A 20,801-nucleotide genomic window follows, 5' to 3' on the forward strand; every position below is an offset into this window, starting at 1 on the left:
GGCTCTCCTCAAGCTACAGGGATAGGCATGGTCGTTTACTCACTAATGCAGTCGGCGAATGGTTTCTGGAATGTCAGGCGTGGCGGCTTTTCGCTGTTCAGCGATTTGCGCCTCGGCCCGGCGATCAAACTGGCGCGTGAGCTGGCGCGCGACGAGCACGAGCGCGCGGGCCGCGCATGTTGTGTAGAAATGCCTGGCCCCGCATCGAGCATTCGCTTGGCGCAATACGCTCGTGCGCCGCGCTTCGAAGAAGCGGACACAGCCATCGCGGCCTGAGCCGTGCGCCGCTAGGCTTGTGTAAAGCCCCTGGCCTGGGCACAGTGCCACGGTTTTCCTCGAACGGAAGCCGTCCATGCGCTTGATTCCCCGATTGACCGGCGTCGCCTTGCTGGCGATGACCATGCTGCCGCTGCACGCGACCACCTTGCTGGTCCACGCGCATATCCACACGATGGATCCGGATCGGCCCGAAGCGACCGCGCTCGCCTGGGGCGATGACGGCAAGTTGCTTGCCGTTGGCACCGATGCGGAGCTGAAGCAGCGCTATGCCGACGCCCGTCAGGTCGATGCGAACGGTGCGACGGTGGTGCCCGGCTTGATCGATGCTCACGGGCATATGCTCGGGCTGGGGATGCTGAGCAGCCAGGTCGATCTGGCCGGAAGCCCCTCCAAGGACGACATCATCAACCGCCTGAAAGCGGGCGCGGAAAAGCTGCCCAAGGGTGCCTGGCTGATCGGTCATGGCTGGGATCAGAACCGCTGGACCGGCAAGCAGTTTCCTACCGCCGCCGATCTCGATCGCGCGTTTCCGGATCGCCCGGTATATCTGGAGCGTATCGACGGGCATGCATCATGGGTCAACAAGGTGGCCATGAAGCGCGCGACCAAGTCGCTCGATGGCGACTGGCAGCCCGATGGCGGTCGGATCATGCGTGTGGGCAAGAAGGCCAGCGGCGTGTTGATCGACGGTGCGCAAGCCCTGGTGCGCGATGCGATCCCGCCGCTGACACCGGAGCAGACCCGCGAGGCCTACAAGAAGGCTTTCGCCGAAGCGGTAGCCAATGGTCTCACCGGTGTGCACGACCCAGGTGTCAGCCTGAACGATTTCAAAGTGCTGCAGCAGATGGCCACTGCGGGCGAAATTCCGCTGCGCCTGTATGAGATGGCCGACGGCAATCACGCGGCACTGGAATGGCTGTGTCAGCAGGGCGGTGAGTGGCAGGACCCGAGCGGCCGTCTTCGCATGCGTACGGTCAAGCTGTACATGGATGGCGCGCTGGGCAGTCGCGGCGCGGCGCTTCTCGATGATTACAACGACGATCACGGCAATCGCGGCATCTTCGTCACCCAGCCGGACGAATACAAAGCTGCTGTGGAAAAGGCCTATCGCTGCAAGGTGCAGGTCGCCACGCATGCCATTGGCGATCGCGGCAATCGCATGGTGCTCGATACCTACCAGAGCGTGCTCGGCAAGACTGCCGATAGCGACCATCGCTGGCGCGTCGAGCATGCGCAGATCGTGGCATTGGACGATATTCCCCGATTTGCGCAGCTACGCCTGATCGCATCGATGCAGCCCACCCATGCGACATCGGACATGCCCTGGGTTGAGCAGCGTCTTGGTTATCAGCGCCTGCAAGGCGCTTATGCATGGCAGCGCTTCATCCATGCCGGTGTGCCGCTGGCGTTCGGTTCGGATTTCCCGGTCGAACACGTCAATCCGATGCTGGGCATCTATGCTGCGGTCACGCGGCAGGATCTCGCCGGACAGCCGCCGGGCGGCTGGTTCCCTGACCAACGCGTCAATCGCGTACAGGCACTGGCCGGATTCACGCGTGGCGCCGCCTACGCTTCGTTCATGGAAAACGAGGTGGGCGTGCTGAAGGCGGGATATCGCGCCGACTTCGTGGTGCTGGACGCGGACATCATGACAGTGGCACCACGCCGGATCGCCGATATCAAGCCGATCAGCACCTGGGTGGACGGGAAGGTGGTGTATCAGAAGCCGTGAAGCCGTCCGCTACGCGGGCTGTAAAGGGTGAGGTCGGCTGCTTTGCAGCCCGAAAAGGGGAGGAGCACAAATGCTCTTCCCCTTTTCTCTTTACCCTTCTCAGCGAGCGTCAGCTCGCGGCTTTACGCCGTGTTATCAGGCCGCCTTACGCCGCACCACCGAACCAATCGCCGCTTGCGCCGCTTCCACGGCCTGCGTCTTGTGATCGGCGCTCATGTTGACGCCTTCGGCGCGGATGAACTCGATGTCGGTGATGCCGAGGAAGCCGAACACGGCACGCAGATAGGGTTCCTGGAAGTCGAGGCCCGCTGCCGGGCCGGCGCTGTAAATGCCGCCGCGGCTGGAGGCGATGATCACGCGCTTGCCCTTGGCCAGACCCTCGGGACCGTTGGCGGTGTACTGGAAGGTCTTGCCGGCGACGGCGATGCGGTCGATCCACGCCTTCAGCTGGCTGGGAATGCCGAAGTTGTACATCGGCGCGCCGATGACGATGGTGTCGGCGGCCAGGAACTCTTCCAGTAACGCCTGGCCGAGTACGGACGAAGGATCGTTGGCGTCAGCCACCGGCTGCCAATGGCCGATCGACTCGGCGGCAAGGTCACGATAGCTGACGCTGTGGCCGGGTTCGGCACGGGTCAACTCGGCTACGATGGACTGGGTAAGGCCGCGGGAGACCGAGTGGCTGCCCAGTGCGCTGGCGTCGATATGCAACAGTTTCATGGTGAATTCCTCGATTCGAACCGGGTGGGCCGGCGTTGAATTAAAGATATACCTGGAACAATGACTAGGTAAGATGGGCGAATTGGAACTTATTGTTCGTTTTTGGAAACAATATGACGATACTCGATGGCACCTTGCAGGACCTCAACGATCTGTATTTTTTTGCCGCGGTGGTCGAGCACGGTGGGTTCTCGTCGGCTGGCAGGGCGCTTGGCATCCCCAAGTCCCGCCTGAGCAAGCGCATTGCGCAGCTTGAAGACCGCCTGGGTGTGCGCCTGTTGCAGCGGACTACCCGGCGTTTCGTGGTGACCGAGGTCGGCGAGCGTTTCTATGGACACTGCCGCGCGGTGCTGGAGGAGGCCAGGGCGGCACAGGACGCGGTCGACGAGTTGCGCTCCGAGCCGCGTGGCGTGGTGCGGGTCAGCTGCCCGGTGTCGTTGTCGCAGACGGTTTTGGCGGACGTGCTGCCGGGATTTCTCGCACAGCACCCCAAGGTGCTGGTGCGGCTGATTGCCACCAATCGCCGGGTCGATCTGATTGGCGAAGGCGTCGACGTGGCGATCCGGGTGCGCAGCAAGCTCGATACGGATGCCACCCTGGTTGTGCGCAGCTTCGGCCAGTCGCGGGTGCTTGCGGTCGCGAGCCCCTCGCTGCTCGAGACGTATGGCCGTCCCAAGCAGCCATCGGATCTATCGCAGCTACCGGCGTTGACCATGAGCGAGCATGAAGGCGCACAAAGTTGGGAGCTGGTAGGCGCCGACGGCGAGCGTGTCACCGTAGACATCCATCCGCGCCTGATTACCGGCGAGTTCGGTGCGCTGCTTCAGTCGGCACGTCGTGGCATCGGCGTGACCCTGTTGCCGGAGTTCGTCTGTGCTCCGGCGATCACGGCCGGCGAGCTGGAAGTAGTCCTGCCCGAGTGGAGCGTGCCCGATGGCGTGATGCACTTCGTCTACCCCAGCCGCCGCGGCCTGCTGCCTGGCGTACGCGCCTTCGTCGACTACCTCGCCGAGCGCCTGCCCGATGCGACGCGCCGTAACCATGAGGATTGCTCCAAACGAGAACTTCCCTAGCTTTGTAGGAGCGACTTCAGGGAATCTCAAATAACCTCAGTCTTCATCGTCGCCCCGGCGAAGGCTGGGGCCCAGCGTCTTCAGCACGTTGATACGTAAGGCGCTGGGTCCCGGCTTTCGCCGGGACGACGGGTAGGAGAGGGGTTTAGAGGCTCCCTTCAGTCGCGACAGATCGTGTTGAAATCGCTCCTGCAAGAAACCAAATCCTTGCAAATGCCGTGCTAGCATCCCCCTCATTTAGCCATCCAGACTTCCCAATCCCGAGCCTATGCATATCCAGACCAAGCTTCCGAAAGTCGGCACCACCATTTTCAGTGTGATGAGTCAGTTGGCGGTGGAACACAAGGCCGTCAATCTGGGGCAGGGGTTTCCCGATTTCGAACCGCCCGAAGCGCTGCGCGATGCGGTGACCCGCGCGATGACCGATGGTCGCAATCAATACGCCCCAGGTATTGGCCTGCCCAATCTGCGCGAACAGATCGCGCTGAAGACCGAGCGTCTTTACGGTCACAAGATCAATGCCGATACCGATGTCACGGTCACCTCCGGTGCGACCGAAGCCTTGTTTTCGGCGATTGCCGCAATCGTTCGCGAAGGCGAAGAAGTGATCGTGTTTGATCCAGCCTACGACAGCTACGAGCCAGCGATCGAACTGCAGGGCGCGCGCGCCGTGCATATCCCGCTGACCGTGCCGTCGTTTTCGATCGACTGGCAGCGCGTGCGTGACGCCGTCACATCCAGGACGCGCATGATCCTGATCAACAGTCCACACAATCCCTCCGGCGCGGTGCTTTCCCGTGCCGACCTGGATGAATTGGCGGCCATCGTGCGCGACACCGACATCGTCGTGCTCTCCGACGAAGTGTACGAACATATCGTCTATGACGGTGCCGAACATCAAAGCGTGCTGCGGCATCCCGAGCTCGCCGTGCGCAGCATCGTGGTGTCGTCGTTCGGTAAGACGTTCCACTGCACCGGTTGGAAGCTCGGTTATGCCGTGGCGCCGAAGGCGCTGTCGGCCGAGTTTCGCAAGGTACATCAGTACCTGACGTTCTGTACCTTCCACCCGGCGCAACAGGCCTTCGCCGAGTTCCTGGCGAGCACGCCGGAGCATTACCTGGAATTGCCCTCGTTCTATCAGGTGAAACGCGACCGCTTCCGTGCGCTGATCGCGCCGTCGCGGCTGAAGCTGCTCGACGTGCCGGGCGGCTACTTTCAATTGGTCGACTACTCGGCGATCCGCGACGAAGACGATGTCGCGTTCTGCGAGTGGATGGTCAAGCATGCCGGCGTGGCGGCGATTCCGCTGACACCGTTTTATGAGAAGGCGCCGGGCACGCGCCTGGTGCGCCTGTGCTTTGCCAAGAGCGACGCGACCATGGACGCGGCTGCGGAGCGCTTATGCAAGCTCTGACCGTCAGCCTGATCCAGGGTGCCACGCGCTGGCACGATGCGCCCGCCAATCGTGCGTACTACGGCGATCTCGTGCGTTCGGCCGGCAAGGCGGACCTGATCGTATTGCCCGAAACGTTCCTGTCCGGCTTCAGCAATGACACGCGTGCCAGTGCCGATACGATGGAAGGCGAGGGTGTCGCCTGGATGCGTGCGCTGGCCGCCGAAGTGGATGCGGTGTTGTGCGGCAGTCTGGCGATACGCGAAGGCGATACCGTCTACAACCGCCTGATCTGGGCGCGCCCGGACGGCAGTTTCGAGCAATACGACAAGCGTCACTTGTTCCGCATGGCCGGCGAACACACGCGCTACGGTGGTGGCGACAAGCGGTTGATCGTCGAGCTGAAAGGCTGGCGGATTCTGCCGCAGGTTTGCTACGACCTGCGCTTTCCGGTTTGGCTGCGCAATCGGCGCCTGGAGCAGAGCACCGGCGGTATGGATTACGACTTGTCGATTTTCGTTGCCAACTGGCCGGCGCCGCGTCGTCAACCATGGCGCACGTTGTTGCGTGCGCGCGCGATCGAAAATCTTTCGTATGTGATCGGGTTGAATCGCGTCGGCGTGGATGGCAATGAGTTGCCGTATGCGGGCGATAGCGCGGTCATCGATCCGGTAGGCGAGCCGCTGATCGAGCTGGGCTCGCAGCAGCAGATCGCTACGGTAACGCTCGATCCTGCGCCGCTGCTTGCGCATCGCGAGCGTTTTCCGGCGTGGATGGATGCCGATACGTTTACGCTGGAATAAAGCAATCTAAGGGTTGCGCCACGACAGCCTCGAAAAACCACTTCCTATTCGTCATCCCGGCGAAGGCCGGGATCCATTCCTCAGTCTTCGCTTGTCAGACAGCGTGTGGCAAGCATCCACGCTGAGGAATGGATTCCGGCCTTCGCCGGAATGACGACAGAAACATGAGGACATGTGAAGTTCCACGCGATAACAACTCGCTGAAACTCCTCCTCCGACATCAGATATAGATCGGCTGTGGAATACCGCCGACCCTCACTCCGCCCTAGCATCCACGACATGGCAGGCTGATGCCTTGCGCAAGGAATGCGTCGATCGTTGTTGTCGTATACGTATCTGTCGGCCGCGGGCGGCGTCCCCGGCGGATCCGAGTCGACGAAGTAGCGTGGTCATGGCGTCTCCCGTTGTCCCAAGCCTGTCTGGTAAGCCAAGGACGCGATACGGGACGGCGGTAACCGGACAGGGGGAGGAGCGGGGGCTGCCGCTCAGCATGGCGGTAGCCTTCGCTTGTCTGCGCGTCGATTAAAGCAGGTTGAGCACCGACTCGGGCGGACGGCCGATTGCCGCCTTGCCATCGACAACCACGATGGGCCGCTCGATAAGGATCGGATGCGTCGCCATGGCAGCGATGAGTGCATCGTCACCAAGCGTCGGTTCGTCCAACCCCAGTTCGCGATAATCCGGCTCGTTGCTGCGGATCAATTCACGCGGTGTCATACCGAGTTGATCGAGCAGCTGCGTCAGCTCCGCCACGCTGGGCGGCGTTTCCAGATAGTTGACGACTTCACACGTGCAGCCACGTTCCTGCAGCAGCGCCAGCGTCGCGCGCGACTTGGAGCAGCGCGCGTTGTGATAGATGCGTGCGGCGGTAGCCATGCGCGATGCGATCAGCGATTGCCGCCGCGGTTACCGCCGCCGCTGCGGTTGCCGCCACCGCCGCCGCCGGGACGACGATTACCGCCACCCTGGCCTTGCGGACGACCGCCGCCGCCTTGCGGGCGACCACCACCGGAACCCTGCGGACGACCGCCGCCGGAGCCTTGCGAACGGTTGCCGCCGCCTTGACCGGGACGACCGCCCAGGCCGCCACGGTTGCCGCCCTGGCCTTGGCCCTGACCGCCGCCACCGCCAAAGCCGCCGTACGGATTGCCGCTACGCGCGCCAGCCGGTTTGCCGGGGCCGCGGCGCTGGCCTTGGCCCGCACCACCACCACCGGCAGCACCGCCGCCGTAGCCACGGCCGGGGCCGCGCGCTGCGCCGCCGCCTTCGCGGCTGTCGCCGGCAAACCACGTGCGCACCGAAGGCAGTTCCTGTCCCGGCGCCACGCCACGCTTGCCACCGGGCTTGCGACGGCCCGGATTCGCGCCGCGATCGGGGCGAGCCACATTGCCGTTCACTTCCTTGCCCGGACTGCGGCGCGGCTTGCCACGCGTGGGTTCGTCGCGGATGCGATCGAAGGCACGCAATTCGCGCGCTTCGTCCGCGTAACCGCCGGCATATGCGTTGCCGGTGCCGCGCTCAGGGCGATATTCGGTGACATTGCGATTGGCGCGACGCTGGTGCAGCACCGGGCTCAGGGTCAGCACCGGTTGCGGTGCGCCCAGGCCGGTTACCTTGCGCAAGTCCTTGACGATCTCTTCGCTCAGCGTTTCGCAATCGCCACGGCGCAATGCACGCGGCAGATCGACGTTGCCGTAACGGATACGTTTCAGTCGGCTGACCAGGAAACCCTGCGAGTCCCACAGACGGCGCACTTCGCGGTTGCGGCCTTCGCGGATAACTACGCGGAACCAGCTATGGCTACCGCCGCGGCTGATGATGGCGATTTCGTCGAAGCGGGCCGGGCCGTCTTCGAGTTCGATGCCAGCCTTGAGCTTTTCGATGACTTCATCGGGCACTTCGCCGTGTACGCGGCAGAGGTATTCGCGCTCCAGGCCACTCTTGGGATGCATCAGTGCGTTGGCCAGATCACCGTCGGTGGTGAGCAGGAGCAGGCCGGTCGTGTTGATGTCCAGGCGACCCACGGCGACCCAGCGCGCGCCCTTCAGTCGCGGCAGCTGTTCGAACACGGTGGGACGGCCTTCGGGATCTTCGCGAGTAGTCACCACGCCTTCGGGCTTGTGGTAGACCAGCACTTCGGTCTCATCGCGATTGTCGGTGGCGACGACGAATTGCTTGCTGTCGATGGTCACGCGATCGCCGGCGTGAACGCTGGCGCCGATGCCGGCTGCCGCGCCGTTCACCTCGACTTCGCCGGCCTGGATGCGTTGCTCCAGCATGCGGCGCGAGCCCAGGCCCGCATTGGCCAGCACCTTGTGCAGGCGCTCTTCCAGCGGTGGGACGTTTTCGTTACGCGGTTCGCGTTTCAGGGTCAGTACGGATTTCTGCGGCGCATTCATGCGCGGTACTCCTCGGTATCTTGCTCGTCGGCGTCGCCGTGTTCGGCGTCCGCGGTGTTTGCTGCGTCATCGCTCTTGGCGGTGCTCGCAGCCGTATCGGGTTCTTCCACCGACAAGGCGTCGTCGGAAGCGTGTTCGATGGCAGGCTCGGTGACGTCCTGCGCGATGTGCTCGGATGCGGACGGCGAAACGTGGAAGGTTTCGGCTTCGTCGTTATCGGTCTCGTCGGCCGATGCGTCCGGATCGGTCACGTGATTGTCTGAAGTCTGGCTTTCCGTAGTCTTATGCTGCGCTTCGGCTTCGGCTTGCGCCTGGTTCTCGGCGAGCTCGTCGTCCGTGCCTTGCTCCAGCTCCGCGTCCGGATCGATCGGAAGATCCTTGATCACTCGTGGCGGCAAGGGATTCTGGTCGATCCGCATCTGCGGGTCTTCCATATCGCGGATTTCCGACAGCGGCGGCAGTTCGTCCAGCGATTTCAGATTGAAGTAGTCCAGGAACAGGCGGGTGGTGCCGAACAGGGCCGGCTTGCCGGGCACGTCGCGGTAGCCCACCACGCGGATCCATTCGCGTTCTTCCAGTGTCTTGACGATATTGGACGACACCACCACGCCGCGGATCTGTTCGATTTCCGGGCGGGTAATGGGCTGGCGATAGGCAATCAAGGCCAGAGTCTCCAGCAGCGCGCGCGAATAGCGGCTGGGTTTTTCCGTCCACATCCGCGAAATCCACGGATGCACATCCTGGCGCACCTGATATCGAAAGCCGGAGGCGACTTCCAATAGCTGCACGCCGCGGCCTTCGCAGTCGGCGGCCAGGGCTTCGAGCGCCTTGGCGATATCCTCGCGACCGACTTCCTCATCTTCGTTGAACAGCTCGTTCAACTGGACGACGGTCATCGGTTGGGAGGCGGCCAACAGCGCGGCCTCGATAATGGGTTTCAATTGCTCGATCTGCATGGCCTTCAGGTCGGATGCGGATGCATTATTCGTAGGCTGACGCGGCGAGGTCGTCATCGGGGGCGGTTTCTTCCGCTTCCGCCGGTTCCTCTGCCATCGTCACCTTTGCCTTGACGTAAATCGCTGCCAGCGGTTCTTCCTGCACGATCTCCACCAACATTTCCTTGGCCAGCTCCAGCATGGCCAGGAAGGTCACCACCACGCCCAACCGCCCTTCGCTGACATCGAACAGGGTTTCGAAGCGGTGGAACTGACTGTCGTTCAAGCGGCCCAGCAACTCGCCCATACGCTGGCGAACGCTGAGCGCCTCGCGTTTGATCGCGTGATGACCGAACAATTCGGCACGGTGCATCACATCCTTGAGTGCCAGCAAAAGCTCCTTGAGGTCCAACGGCGGCGGCAACTTGATCACGTTGCGCTCGCCGACGTCGGCCTGGACCACTACCGTGTCGCGCTCCAGCCGGGGCAGGGCATCGATATCTTCGGCAGCACGCTTGAACCGTTCGTACTCCTGCAAACGACGTACCAGCTCGGCACGCGGGTCTTCCTCGATGCCTTCTTCGGAAGGCGGCCGGGGCAACAGCAGCCTCGACTTGATCTCGGCCAGGATCGCGGCCATCAGCAGGTATTCGGCCGCCAGCTCCAGGCGCATGACATCGCGCATCAGCTCGATGTATTCCATGTACTGCCGGGTAATCTCGGCGACCGGAATATCCAGAATGTCCAGGTTTTGCCGGCGGATCAGATAAAGCAGCAGATCCAGCGGGCCCTCGAACGCCTCCAGGATGACTTCGAGCGCATCCGGCGGAATGTACAGATCCTGCGGCATCTGCAACATCGGCTCGCCGCGCACGATGGCCAGCGGCATTTCCTGTTGTTGCGGTACCGACGCGAAAGCGTCCTGCGGTGCTACGACCGCTTCGGGCTCGGTGCTCATCAATACATGTCGTTGGGCCGCGTGCGGGCGGCAGGTAATGCTTTCAACACATTAGGAACCGTTCTGTCCGGCCGGTAAGTCCCGGCGTGCGCTTAACGAATGTCCCCGTCAGGATGCCGATTGTCAGGCGGCGACCCGATGACCCTGAAGCTAAATAATCGTTGGCGTTCAGCTGCGGCGCCACGCGCGCCATCGTCACCCCGGTATCTCGCTTGATGAAACCGCTCCATGGCGATTTCGGTCAGGCGGGCCGTGCTGAGCGACCACCACGGCACCATCGTTCGGCCAGTTAACCGGTACGACGACGCAAGCCATGAGGTGACGAGCCTGGCGTCACTGATGGTTTGGCGGTCTGCTGAGCGCATGGGGCTTGAGCCGTGGCAACCGGTTTGGACCGGCTTGTGCGGCAATCTAAGAACCCTTGCGTGGCTGACAGAGTAATGGCAGTGAGACGACAAGTCCAGTATCGCCCCGGGATTAAGCACGGGATATTCAGCACTGAGGCGGCTGGGGTTATCCGCCTCAGTGCCGCCTATTCGGTAGTGGGGCAGCATGTGACCCATCGTGTCGGCGCATGGCGCGGTTCGGTCATGATGCTATGCGACAAATCGCCCGCGCATGGTCGCAATAGCTGTCAAACCGCACATATTCGAGCGATAGCGGCGATAAAGTCGCGTCTACAAATGCCTAAAACGACCTTGAAATGATACAAATAGGTGACATGGCATACGGCTTGCTTTGCGGTGGTAAGTGGTCGCCAAAGAAACGGGGTTCGAGCGGCGGGGTGCCCTTGGACGAACCGGCGAGCAGGCGGCGGGGAGAAGGCGCGTGACGAAAGACGACCAAACCAGCAAAGGAAGCGATTCGGAGCAGCTGAGGCCGGCGCGCATGCGCATCGAGACCACAGTGCTGATGAGCCGCGGCGATCAATCGCAGCCCACCGATCTGGTGGACATCTCGGCCACCGGCGTTCTATTACGCCGCCCCCTGGGCTGGAAAGGCGAAGCCGGCCAGAGCTGGGTGCTGGACATGATCTTCGGCCACGACCTGCATATCCACCTGGAGGCCATCGTCGCGCGTGTATCGAGCCGCCACATCGGCTTTGCCTATACCCACATTCCCGAAGACAAGCAGGTGCCGCTGTGGAATCTGCTGGGCGGTTATGCGGATATCCTGGAAATGTGGAAGGACGAGTAGGCTCGGCTTTCAACACAAAAAAAAGCCCGCATCAAGCGGGCTTTTTTTATGGACTTGGAGAGCACTCAGGCCGCAGCCGGCTTCTTCTCATCGCGCAGTTCACGCCGCAGAATCTTGCCCACATTGCTCTTGGGCAGCGCGTCGCGGAACTCGATCACCTTGGGGCGCTTATAACCGGTGAGGTTCTCCTTGCAGAACTGCTTGAGCTCCTCGACGGTGAGGTTCGGGTCCTTGCGCACCACGAAAATCTTCACCACCTCGCCGGAATGCTCGTCGGGCATGCCGATGGCGGCCACTTCGGCTACGCCAGGGTGCTGCATGACGGCGTCTTCGACTTCGTTCGGGTACACGTTGAAGCCGGACACCAGGATCATGTCCTTCTTGCGATCGACGATATAGAAGTAGCCGTTCTCGTCCATCTTGGCGATGTCGCCGGTGTGCAGCCAACCGTCGCTGCCGAGCACCTTGATGGTTTCGTCCGGACGTTGCCAGTAACCCTTCATCACCTGCGGGCCGTGGATCATCAGCTCGCCCGCTTCACCAACCGGCAACGGTTGATTGTCTTCGGACCAGACGGCCGCGTCAGTGGAGGAGATCGGCAGGCCGATCGAGCCGTTGTAGTCCTTAAGGTCGAGCGGATTGATACACGCGGCGGGTGAGGTTTCGGTCAGGCCATAGGCCTCGACCAGGGTGCAGCCGGTGACCTTCTTCCAGCGCTCGGCCACCGCGCGCTGCACGGCCATGCCGCCACCCAGACTCAGATGCAGGCGCGAGAAATCGAGCTCGGCAAAGCCTGGCGTATTGAGCAGACCATTGAACAGCGTGTTGACACCAGTCAGCGCGGTAAAGCCCGATGCTTTGAGCTCCTTGACGAAGCCCGGCATGTCGCGTGGATTGGTAATCAGCCAGCTCAGGCCGCCAAGGCGCATGAAGACCAGGCCGTTCGCGGTCAGCGAAAAGATGTGATACAGCGGCAACGCCGTAATCACTACTTCCTGACCCGGTCGCAGATTGGTGCCGATCCACGAACCGGCCTGCAGCATGTTGGCGACCATGTTGCCGTGCGTGAGCATTGCACCCTTGGCCACACCGGTGGTGCCACCGGTATATTGCAGGAAGGCGATGTCGTCGTGGCCGATATCGGGCGTCTTCACCGTGTGGGCTGCGCCACGCGACAAGGCGTCCTTGAAGCGCACCGCTTGCGGCAGGCTGAAGGCCGGTACCAGCTTCTTGACGTTCTTGACGACAAAGTTGACCAGCACGCCCTTGAGGCCGAGCAGATCGCCGATGCCGGTGGTGACGATGTGCTTGACCCCGGTCTCGGCTACGACCTGCTGCAAGGTTGCGGCGAAATTGTCCAGCACCACGATGGCCTTCGCGCCGGAATCTTCCAGCTGATGCTTCAGTTCGCGCGCGGTGTACATCGGGTTGGTATTGACCACGATCAGCCCGGCGCGCAACGCGCCGAACAGGGCGATCGGATATTGCAGCACGTTGGGCATCATGATCGCGATGCGATCGCCCTTGACCAGCTTGAGCTCACCGGTGAGATAACCGGCGAACTGCTTGCTCATCGCATCGATCTGGCCGTAGCTGAGCTTCTTGCCAAAACTGGCGAAGGCCGGGCGTTCACGAAAACGTTCGAAGGCTTCTTCCAGCACCGCGACAACCGATGGGTACTGGTTGATGTCGATTTCTGCGGGTACACCATCCGGATAATGCTTCAGCCACGGACGCTCATTGCTCATGTTTTATCCCAAGCTCCCAGTTTCGATCCGCCGATGGTCAGCATCGTGCATTAGCGGTATACGGCCGCGGCATTGGAGCATACGCTTGCGTATGCAGCAAGCCGCGCTGCAACGAGGATAGAGCATGACCAAACGCTTTCGCATCGCCTTGTTTTCGCTGGTGCTGCTCGCCCTGGCCGGTGCCACGGCGGGTTGCCATCGCACATCCGACGAAGAGCGTATCCGGCAGGCGATTGCCGCGGCCAGCAAGGCCGCCGAGCAGGCCGACGCCTCGGCGCTGGCTGATGTGCTCAGCGACGATTTCGATGGGAACGGTGGCCAGACGGACAAGCGGGAGCTGACCGGCTTGCTCCGCGCCGCGAAATTTCGTGGCGAGACGATCCATGCCCTGATTGGGCCGATCGATGTCGAGCAGCGGGGTGAGCGTTATGTGGCCAAGTTTTCGATCACGTTGACCAGCGGCGGGAAGCTGTTGCCGGCGCAGATGGGGGTTTATCAGGTTGAGAGTGGTTGGCGGCGAGAAGGGAAGGCATTGGTTTGTTTTACGGCCACGTGGTCGCAATGACATGACAAGCTCCGGCCTGGCATTCGCAGTCCCTCCTACTTCGTCATTCCGGCGCAGGCCGGAATCTAAGCCTCAGTGATGACGCCCGAATCCACGTCTTTTGAACATATACGTTGAGGGGTGGATTCCGGCCTGCGCCGGAATGACGAGCAAAAAAAGAAACCGCCTATCGGCGGTTTCTTTTCAATCTCAGGCGGCTTTCTTGCTAGCCAACTGCCGCAACACATACTGCAGAATCCCACCATGACGGAAGAACTCGCGTTCCTTCGGCGTCAACAGCAGCACCTTTACGGTGAAGCTCTTGGTGCTGCCATCAGCGGCGGTGGCGGTGACCTTGGCGGTCTTCGATTCGCCGCCGTCCAGGCCGACGATGTCAAAGGTTTCCTTGCCGGTCAGGCCCAGCGAGTGTGCATTCTCGCCATCCTGGAACTGGCAGGGCAGCACGCCCATGCCGACCAGGTTGGAGCGATGGATGCGCTCGAAGCTCTCGGCGATCACGGCCTTGACGCCCAATAGCAACGTGCCCTTGGCCGCCCAGTCGCGCGACGAGCCGGTGCCGTATTCCTTGCCGGCCAGGACCACCAGCGGCGTCTTGTCGGCCTTGTACTTCATCGCCGCGTCGTAGATGGCCAATTGCTCGCCGTTCGGGACGTAGAGCGTGTAGCCGCCTTCGACACCGTCGAGCATCAGGTTCTTGATGCGGATGTTGGCGAAGGTGCCGCGCACCATCACGTCGTCGTTGCCGCGACGCGAACCGTAGGAGTTGAAATCCTTGGGCTCCACGCCCTTGGAGATCAGGAAGCGGCCCGCCGGGCTGTCCTTCTTGATCGAGCCGGCCGGTGAAATGTGGTCGGTGGTGATCGAGTCGCCGAACACGCCCAGCACGCGCGCGCCGTGGATGTCCTCGATCGTGCCCGGCTCCTTGCTCATGCCGTCGAAGTAGGGCGGGTTCTTGATGTAGGTCGAGTCGTCCCACTGATAGACCGAGCCGTCCGGCGAGGCGATATGGTTCCAGCGCGTATCGCCCTTGAACACGTCCGCATAGTTCTTTTCGAACATCTGCGGATTGATCGCGCCGGCGATAGTGTCGGAGATTTCCTTGTTCGACGGCCAGATGTCTTTCAGGAAAACCGGCTTGCCGTCGCTGCCGGTGCCCAGCGCGTCCTTGGTCAGATCGATATCGAGCGTGCCCGCCAAGGCATAGGCAACCACCAGCGGCGGCGAAGCGAGATAGTTCATCTTCACTTCCGGATGCACGCGGCCTTCGAAGTTGCGATTGCCCGAGAGCACCGACGCCACCGCCAGGTCGCCTTCGCCGATGCCCTGGCTGATTTCCGGCGGCAGCGGACCGGAGTTGCCGATGCAGGTGGTGCAGCCGTAGCCGACGATGTAGAAGCCGATCTTTTCCAGCTCCTTGAGCAGGCCGGTTTTTTCCAGGTAATCGGTGACCACCAGCGAACCCGGGCCGATCGAGGTCTTGACCCACGGCTTGGCGGTCAGGCCCTTGGCGGCGGCTTTCTTGGCAAGCAGGCCAGCGCCGAGCATCACCGCCGGGTTGGAGGTGTTGGTGCAGGACGTGATCGCGGCAATCACCACCGAGCCGTCCTTCAGATCAAAGCTCTGGTTGTTGCGCGTGACCGCGACCGAGCCTTCGCCGATGGCATTGGCTTCGTTGCCGATCGCGCTCGCGCCGCCTTCGCTGGCATAACGCGAGGCGTCGCCATTGCGCGGCTTGCGATTCGCGGTGAGCGGACCCACGGCATCGTGGAAGCTCTGCTTCACACCTTCGAGCAGCACGCGATCCTGCGGGCGCTTCGGGCCGGCGAGTGACGGCTTCACTTCGGCCAGGTTGAGTTCCAGCGTGGTGGTGAAGCGCGGCTCGTGCGCGTTTTCGTCGTGCCACAGGCCCTGCGCTTTGGCATAGCTTTCGACCAGCGTGATGTGCGCTTCGGTGCGGCCGGACAGGCGCATGTAATTCAGCGCTTCCTGGTCGACCGGGAAGATGCCGCAGGTCGCACCGTATTCCGGTGCCATGTTGGCGATGGTGGCGCGGTCGGCCAACGGCAGGTGCTTGAGGCCGTCGCCGAAGAACTCGACGAACTTGCCGACCACGCCGAGCTTGCGCAGCATCTGCGTCACGGTCAGCACCAGGTCGGTGGCGGTGACGCCCTCGCTGAGCTTGCCGGTCAGCTTGAAACCGACCACTTGCGGAATCAGCATGGAAGAGGGCTGGCCGAGCATGGCCGCTTCGGCTTCGATACCGCCGACGCCCCAGCCGAGCACGCCGATACCGTTGATCATGGTGGTGTGGCTATCGGTACCGAACACCGTATCGGGATAGGCCCAGCTCTGGCCGTCCTTGTCCGCGGTGAACACCACGCGAGCCAGATGCTCCAGGTTCACCTGGTGCACGATGCCGGTACGCGGCGGCACCACCTTGAAATTGTTGAAGGCCTTCTGGCCCCAGCGCAGGAACGAGTAACGCTCCTGGTTGCGCTCGAATTCGATCTCGACGTTCTTTTCCAGCGCCGACTCGGAGCCGAACGCATCGACCTGGACCGAGTGATCGATCACCAGTTCGGCCGGTGCCAGCGGATTGATCTGGGTGGCGTCGCCACCGAGCTTGACCACCGCATCGCGCATCGCGGCCAGATCGACCACGCAAGGCACGCCGGTGAAATCCTGCAGCACCACGCGGGCGGGCATGAAGGCGATCTCGGTATCGGGCTCGGCCTTGGCGTCCCAGTTGGCGATCGCCTCGATTTCCTTCGAGGTGACGTTGACGCCGTCTTCGTGGCGCAACAGGTTTTCCAACAGGATCTTGAGCGAGTAGGGGAGGTGCTTGAGGTCGAAACGTTGACCAAGTTTGGTCAGGCTGGCGATCTGATACGAGCTGCCGTTGACATTGAGCGTGTCGCGGGTGGCGAATGAATCCAGCATGGGGCGTTACTCCTTTGCAAAGCGGCCTGGTGCGAAATCTTCGGAGCGCACGGGGTGCGAACTGGACAATCCTAAAACAATAGGCGTGAGCGGAATTGTAAAAAACGCTCCCGTGGCCTCCGGCACCCGCTCAGTGTGGGGCCATTGAGGTTACGCGCAAGCGACGGAGGGTGCCGATCCCATTGCAAGATTTCGAACGCAGCCGGAAGCGTTGTCTTGCGTTGCGGCAGCCATGGCCCGACTGGCAAAATAGGCGGCTGCAAGCCCTCCAAAAGCGGCATGGCAACACGCTTTCCCTGCCGCGCCAGCCGGTCTTCGGGTCGCCGCGCTCACGTAGCGCGACGCAGCCGAGGCTACGCCAATCGCAACTTCATGGACCTGGACACTATGCTCAACGCCTACCGCCAACATGTCGCCGAACGCGCCGCACTGGGTATCCCCGCGCTGCCGTTGTCGGCCCAGCAGACTGCCGAGCTGATCGAGCTGCTGAAGAACCCGCCGGCTGGCGAAGAGACGTTCCTGGTCGACCTGATCGCCAACCGTGTGCCGGCCGGCGTGGATGATGCCGCCAAGGTCAAGGCGTCCTACCTGGCCGCCGTGGCGTTCGGCACGGAAAAGTGCGCGCTGATCAGCCGCGAGAAGGCCACCGTGCTGCTGGGCACCATGCTTGGCGGCTACAACATCCATCCGCTGATCGAACTGCTCGATGACGCGCAGGTCGGCCCCATTGCCGGCGAGGCGCTGAAGAAGACCCTGCTGATGTTCGACGCCTTCCATGACGTCAAGGACAAGGCCGACAAGGGCAATGCCAACGCCAAGTCGGTGCTGCAGAGCTGGGCCGATGCCGAATGGTTCACCAGCCGTCCGGCCGTGCCCGAAAGCATGACCATCACCGTGTTCAAGGTGCCGGGCGAGACCAATACCGACGACCTGTCGCCGGCGCCCGATGCCACCACGCGTCCGGACATCCCGATGCACGCGCTTGCGATGCTCAAGAACAAGCGCGACGGCGCGCCGTTCCAGCCCGAAGAAGACGGCAAGCGCGGTCCGATCCAGCAGATTCTCGATCTCAAGAACAAGGGCCATCTGGTCGCCTACGTCGGCGACGTGGTCGGTACCGGTTCGAGCCGTAAGTCGGCGACCAACTCGGTGCTGTGGTGGACCGGCGAGGACATCCCGTTCATCCCGAACAAGCGCTTCGGTGGCGTGTGCCTGGGTTCGAAGATCGCGCCGATCTTCTACAACACGATGGAAGATGCCGGCGCGCTGCCGATCGAACTCGACGTCTCCAAGATGGAGATGGGCGACGTGGTCGAGCTGCGTCCGTACGAAGGCAAGGCGCTCAAGAACGGTGAAGTGATCGCTGAGTTCCAGGTCAAGTCCGATGTGCTGTTCGACGAAGTGCGCGCCGGTGGCCGCATCCCGTTGATCATCGGCCGCGGCCTGACTGCCAAGGCACGCGAAGCGCTGGGCCTGCCGGCGTCGGACCTGTTCCGCCTGCCGCAGAACCCGGCCGATACCGGCAAGGGCTACACCCTGGCGCAGAAGATGGTCGGCCGCGCCTGCGGCCTGCCGGAAGGCCAGGGCGTGCGTCCGGGTACCTATTGCGAGCCGAAGATGACCTCGGTCGGTTCGCAGGACACCACCGGCCCGATGACCCGCGACGAGCTGAAGGACCTGGCCTGCCTGGGTTTCTCGGCCGATCTGGTCATGCAGTCGTTCTGCCATACCGCCGCTTACCCGAAGCCGGTCGACGTCAAGACGCATCACGAGTTGCCCGCCTTCATCTCCACCCGCGGCGGCATCAGCCTGCGCCCCGGCGACGGCGTGATCCACTCCTGGTTGAACCGCATGCTGCTGCCCGACACCGTCGGCACCGGCGGCGACAGCCACACCCGTTTCCCGATCGGTATCTCGTTCCCGGCCGGCTCCGGCTTGGTTGCCTTCGCGGCGGCCACCGGCGTGATGCCGCTGGACATGCCCGAGTCGGTGCTGGTGCGCTTCAAGGGCGAACTGCAGCCGGGCGTGACGCTGCGTGACCTGGTCAATGCGATCCCGCTCTACGCGATCAAGCAGGACCTGCTCACCGTCGCCAAGCAGGGCAAGAAGAACATCTTCTCCGGCCGTATCCTGGAAATCGAAGGTCTGCCGAACCTGAAGGTGGAGCAGGCGTTCGAGCTGTCCGACGCCTCGGCCGAGCGTTCGGCGGCCGGTTGCACCGTGCATCTGAACAAGGCGCCGATCATCGAGTACCTCAACTCGAACATCACCTTGCTCAAGTACATGATCGCCCAGGGCTATCAGGACGCGCGCAGCCTGCATCGCCGCATCAAGGGGATGGAAGCCTGGTTGGCCAATCCGCAGTTGCTCGAACGCGATGCCGACGCCGAATACGCCGCCGTCATCGAGATCGACCTGGCCGACGTGCACGAGCCGATCGTGGCGTGCCCGAACGATCCGGATGACGTCAAGACGCTGTCCGATGTCGCCGGAGCTTCGATCGATGAAGTGTTCATCGGTTCGTGCATGACCAATATTGGTCACTTCCGCGCAGCGTCGAAGCTGCTGGAAGGCAAGCGTGATATCCCGACCAAGCTCTGGGTCGCCCCGCCGACCAAGATGGACCAGAAGCAGCTGACCGAGGAAGGCCATTACGGTGTGCTCGGCACCGCCGGCGCGCGCATGGAAATGCCGGGCTGCTCGCTGTGCATGGGCAACCAGGCGCAGGTACGTGAGGGCGCGACCGTGTTCTCCACCTCGACCCGCAACTTCCCCAACCGCCTGGGCAAGAACTCCAATGTCTACCTGGGTTCGGCCGAACTGGCGGCGATCTGCTCGCGTCTGGGTCGCATCCCGACCAAGCAGGAGTACATGGCCGACATCGGCGTGATCAACGCCAATGGCGACAAGATCTACCAGTACATGAACTTCGATCAGATCGAAGACTTCAAGCAGGTGGCGGATACCGTTACGGCTTGAGAGCCGTAGTGAGTTGAGCGTCTGCAAAGCCCGGCTTCGGCCGGGCTTTTCTTTTCTCACTTCTCCCCACTCTCAACTATCCTAGACGGATGATCTCCTCCCATCTCGCCGTCGTTTCGCTGCGCGACCTCACCCTGGTCCAGGCCGTGCGCCGCCATGGCAGCTTCAATAGCGCCGCGCGTGCGATGCATATCAGCCCATCGGGGCTGTCGCATCAGGTGCAGAAAGTGGAGCAGGCGCTGGGCACGCCGCTGTTCGAACGTGGCGGGCGACGGGTAGTGCCGACGGCCAGCGGGCATCGGCTACTGGAACAGATCGACGCCTTGCTGGTGGCGGCCGAACATCTGCAGCAAGCGGCCAAGGCGGGCGAAGTGGCCTTCGGTGGCGAGTTGCGTCTGGGCGTGTTGGCGACGTTGGGGCCGTATCTGCTGCCGCATCTGATTGCGCCGTTCCCGCAACATTTTCCCGGTGCGCGCCTGAGCCTTTCCGAAGGCAAGCCGCGCGGTCTACTGCGCCGGCTGCACGAAGGCGAGCTCGATGCCGTGCTGGCACCGCCGGCCACCGTGCCCAGCGGTATCGCGATGCGCTCGCTGTTTTTTGAACCCTGGGAGTTGATGTTCCGCGACGACCATCCGTTGGCCGGCAAGCGCAGTATCGATCTTGAGCAGCTCGATGCCGGCGACGCCACGCTGATGAGCGAAAGCCACGCCGATGGCTTGCCGGGCGTCAACGGCAGTGGGCATGTGCAGGATGTCAGCCTCGAAAGTCTTGCCGCGCTGGTCGGTCTGCGCGGTGGCTATGCGCTGGTACCGGCCTTGGCGCATGAGCGTTTGGCGTCGATGCCGAATGTGGCGTTGGCCAAGATAAGGGATCCGACGCAGGGGCGTGAAATAGCGCTTTATTGGCGAGAGGCATCGCCGTGGCATAGCGATCTGCAGTCGTTTGCGGAGTTGCTGCGCAAGCTGGCCAGACAGCGGCCGGGTCTGAAATTGATCGACGCCTGAGCCCAAAGAGCCTCAGTTTTTATCTTCGTCATCCCGGCGCAGGCCGGGACCCAGTGGCCTTGTGATCGGTTATCGC

Annotated in this window: 16 protein-coding genes; 9 read left to right on the forward strand and 7 right to left on the reverse strand. The window is 62.6% G+C overall.

The annotated features are described in order from the left end of the window. Positions 1-27 precede the first annotated feature (27 nt). A complete protein-coding gene (locus ACZ6WW_RS05460) occupies positions 28-276 on the forward strand; it encodes a hypothetical protein (RefSeq protein WP_465273291.1) in 249 nt (82 codons plus the stop codon). 76 nt (positions 277-352) lie between these two features. Next, on the forward strand, positions 353-2,011 hold the full coding sequence (locus ACZ6WW_RS05465) for an amidohydrolase (protein WP_465273292.1): 1,659 nt from the start codon (positions 353-355) through the stop codon (positions 2,009-2,011). A 135-nt stretch (positions 2,012-2,146) separates the two neighbouring features. Here the strand turns inward: ACZ6WW_RS05465 and ACZ6WW_RS05470 are convergent, their stop codons facing one another. Further along, complete coding sequence (locus ACZ6WW_RS05470; protein ID WP_281848430.1) at positions 2,147-2,731, reverse strand: FMN-dependent NADH-azoreductase; 585 nt, start codon at positions 2,729-2,731, stop codon at positions 2,147-2,149. 113 nt (positions 2,732-2,844) lie between these two features. On the opposite strand from ACZ6WW_RS05470, the gene ACZ6WW_RS05475 reads away from it, so the two are divergent. From ACZ6WW_RS05475 to ACZ6WW_RS05485, 3 genes are all read left to right on the forward strand, one after another. Then, on the forward strand, positions 2,845-3,804 hold the full coding sequence (locus tag ACZ6WW_RS05475) for a LysR substrate-binding domain-containing protein (RefSeq protein ID WP_465273293.1): 960 nt from the start codon (positions 2,845-2,847) through the stop codon (positions 3,802-3,804). A 268-nt stretch (positions 3,805-4,072) separates the two neighbouring features. Then, on the forward strand, positions 4,073-5,218 hold the full coding sequence (locus ACZ6WW_RS05480; RefSeq protein WP_465273294.1) for a pyridoxal phosphate-dependent aminotransferase: 1,146 nt from the start codon (positions 4,073-4,075) through the stop codon (positions 5,216-5,218). Further along, a complete protein-coding gene (locus ACZ6WW_RS05485) occupies positions 5,206-6,000 on the forward strand; it encodes an amidohydrolase (RefSeq protein ID WP_465273295.1) in 795 nt (264 codons plus the stop codon). Before ACZ6WW_RS05480 ends, ACZ6WW_RS05485 begins: the two co-directional genes overlap by 13 nt. Positions 6,001-6,522: 522 nt before the next feature. Here ACZ6WW_RS05485 and arsC read toward each other — a convergent pair. The 4 genes from arsC to ACZ6WW_RS05505 are packed head-to-tail and all read right to left on the reverse strand — an operon-like array spanning position 6,523 to position 10,292. Continuing rightward, positions 6,523-6,876, reverse strand: a complete 354-nt coding sequence (gene arsC / locus ACZ6WW_RS05490; RefSeq protein WP_465273296.1) for an arsenate reductase (glutaredoxin) — start codon at positions 6,874-6,876, stop codon at positions 6,523-6,525. An 11-nt stretch (positions 6,877-6,887) separates the two neighbouring features. Next, positions 6,888-8,399, reverse strand: a complete 1,512-nt coding sequence (locus ACZ6WW_RS05495; protein ID WP_465273297.1) for a pseudouridine synthase — start codon at positions 8,397-8,399, stop codon at positions 6,888-6,890. Beyond that, positions 8,396-9,355: an SMC-Scp complex subunit ScpB gene (scpB, locus tag ACZ6WW_RS05500; protein WP_465273563.1), complete on the reverse strand. Its 960-nt coding sequence runs from the start codon at positions 9,353-9,355 to the stop codon at positions 8,396-8,398. The genes ACZ6WW_RS05495 and scpB overlap by 4 nt, the downstream gene beginning before the upstream one ends. A 25-nt stretch (positions 9,356-9,380) precedes the next feature. Further along, a complete protein-coding gene (locus ACZ6WW_RS05505; RefSeq protein ID WP_465273298.1) occupies positions 9,381-10,292 on the reverse strand; it encodes a segregation and condensation protein A in 912 nt (303 codons plus the stop codon). A gap of 888 nt (positions 10,293-11,180) precedes the next feature. Between ACZ6WW_RS05505 and ACZ6WW_RS05510 the strand changes: the two genes are divergently transcribed. Beyond that, on the forward strand, positions 11,181-11,489 hold the full coding sequence (locus tag ACZ6WW_RS05510; RefSeq protein WP_281852896.1) for a PilZ domain-containing protein: 309 nt from the start codon (positions 11,181-11,183) through the stop codon (positions 11,487-11,489). Positions 11,490-11,554: 65 nt separating this feature from the next. Here the strand turns inward: ACZ6WW_RS05510 and ACZ6WW_RS05515 are convergent, their stop codons facing one another. Beyond that, positions 11,555-13,237 (reverse strand): AMP-binding protein, encoded by a 1,683-nt coding sequence (locus ACZ6WW_RS05515; protein ID WP_465273299.1) that lies wholly within the window; start codon positions 13,235-13,237, stop codon positions 11,555-11,557. A 124-nt stretch (positions 13,238-13,361) separates the two neighbouring features. On the opposite strand from ACZ6WW_RS05515, the gene ACZ6WW_RS05520 reads away from it, so the two are divergent. After that, positions 13,362-13,802: a hypothetical protein gene (locus ACZ6WW_RS05520; protein WP_465273300.1), complete on the forward strand. Its 441-nt coding sequence runs from the start codon at positions 13,362-13,364 to the stop codon at positions 13,800-13,802. Positions 13,803-13,991: 189 nt separating this feature from the next. Here ACZ6WW_RS05520 and acnA read toward each other — a convergent pair whose 3' ends face one another. Beyond that, positions 13,992-16,742 carry an aconitate hydratase AcnA gene (gene acnA / locus ACZ6WW_RS05525; RefSeq protein WP_465273301.1) on the reverse strand — a complete coding sequence of 917 codons (2,751 nt, stop codon included), beginning with the start codon at positions 16,740-16,742 and terminating at the stop codon, positions 13,992-13,994. 387 nt (positions 16,743-17,129) lie between these two features. Between acnA and acnB the strand changes: the two genes are divergently transcribed. Both acnB and ACZ6WW_RS05535 read left to right on the forward strand, forming a co-directional pair. Then, positions 17,130-19,721: a bifunctional aconitate hydratase 2/2-methylisocitrate dehydratase gene (gene acnB, locus ACZ6WW_RS05530; protein WP_465273564.1), complete on the forward strand. Its 2,592-nt coding sequence runs from the start codon at positions 17,130-17,132 to the stop codon at positions 19,719-19,721. 89 nt (positions 19,722-19,810) lie between these two features. Next, positions 19,811-20,725: a LysR family transcriptional regulator gene (locus ACZ6WW_RS05535; RefSeq protein WP_465273302.1), complete on the forward strand. Its 915-nt coding sequence runs from the start codon at positions 19,811-19,813 to the stop codon at positions 20,723-20,725. Positions 20,726-20,801: the final 76 nt, after the last annotated feature.

The sequence above is a fragment of the Dyella sp. NPDC103356 genome (assembly GCF_055584465.1).

Bases quoted from the DNA above. Each gene is read 5' to 3' on its own strand.
- ACZ6WW_RS05475 (WP_465273293.1), top strand. From the start codon at position 2,845: ATGACGATACTCGATGGCACCTTGCAGGACCTCAACGATCTGTATTTT.
- ACZ6WW_RS05535 (WP_465273302.1), top strand. From the start codon at position 19,811: ATGATCTCCTCCCATCTCGCCGTCGTTTCGCTGCGCGACCTCACCCTG.
- ACZ6WW_RS05480 (WP_465273294.1), top strand. From the start codon at position 4,073: ATGCATATCCAGACCAAGCTTCCGAAAGTCGGCACCACCATTTTCAGT.
- ACZ6WW_RS05470 (WP_281848430.1), bottom strand. From the start codon at position 2,731: ATGAAACTGTTGCATATCGACGCCAGCGCACTGGGCAGCCACTCGGTC.
- ACZ6WW_RS05495 (WP_465273297.1), bottom strand. From the start codon at position 8,399: ATGAATGCGCCGCAGAAATCCGTACTGACCCTGAAACGCGAACCGCGT.
- scpB (WP_465273563.1), bottom strand. From the start codon at position 9,355: ATGCAGATCGAGCAATTGAAACCCATTATCGAGGCCGCGCTGTTGGCC.
- ACZ6WW_RS05485 (WP_465273295.1), top strand. From the start codon at position 5,206: ATGCAAGCTCTGACCGTCAGCCTGATCCAGGGTGCCACGCGCTGGCAC.
- acnA (WP_465273301.1), bottom strand. From the start codon at position 16,742: ATGCTGGATTCATTCGCCACCCGCGACACGCTCAATGTCAACGGCAGC.
- ACZ6WW_RS05520 (WP_465273300.1), top strand. From the start codon at position 13,362: ATGACCAAACGCTTTCGCATCGCCTTGTTTTCGCTGGTGCTGCTCGCC.
- ACZ6WW_RS05515 (WP_465273299.1), bottom strand. From the start codon at position 13,237: ATGAGCAATGAGCGTCCGTGGCTGAAGCATTATCCGGATGGTGTACCC.
- ACZ6WW_RS05510 (WP_281852896.1), top strand. From the start codon at position 11,181: ATGCGCATCGAGACCACAGTGCTGATGAGCCGCGGCGATCAATCGCAG.
- ACZ6WW_RS05465 (WP_465273292.1), top strand. From the start codon at position 353: ATGCGCTTGATTCCCCGATTGACCGGCGTCGCCTTGCTGGCGATGACC.
- ACZ6WW_RS05460 (WP_465273291.1), top strand. From the start codon at position 28: ATGGTCGTTTACTCACTAATGCAGTCGGCGAATGGTTTCTGGAATGTC.
- acnB (WP_465273564.1), top strand. From the start codon at position 17,130: ATGCTCAACGCCTACCGCCAACATGTCGCCGAACGCGCCGCACTGGGT.
- arsC (WP_465273296.1), bottom strand. From the start codon at position 6,876: ATGGCTACCGCCGCACGCATCTATCACAACGCGCGCTGCTCCAAGTCG.
- ACZ6WW_RS05505 (WP_465273298.1), bottom strand. From the start codon at position 10,292: ATGAGCACCGAGCCCGAAGCGGTCGTAGCACCGCAGGACGCTTTCGCG.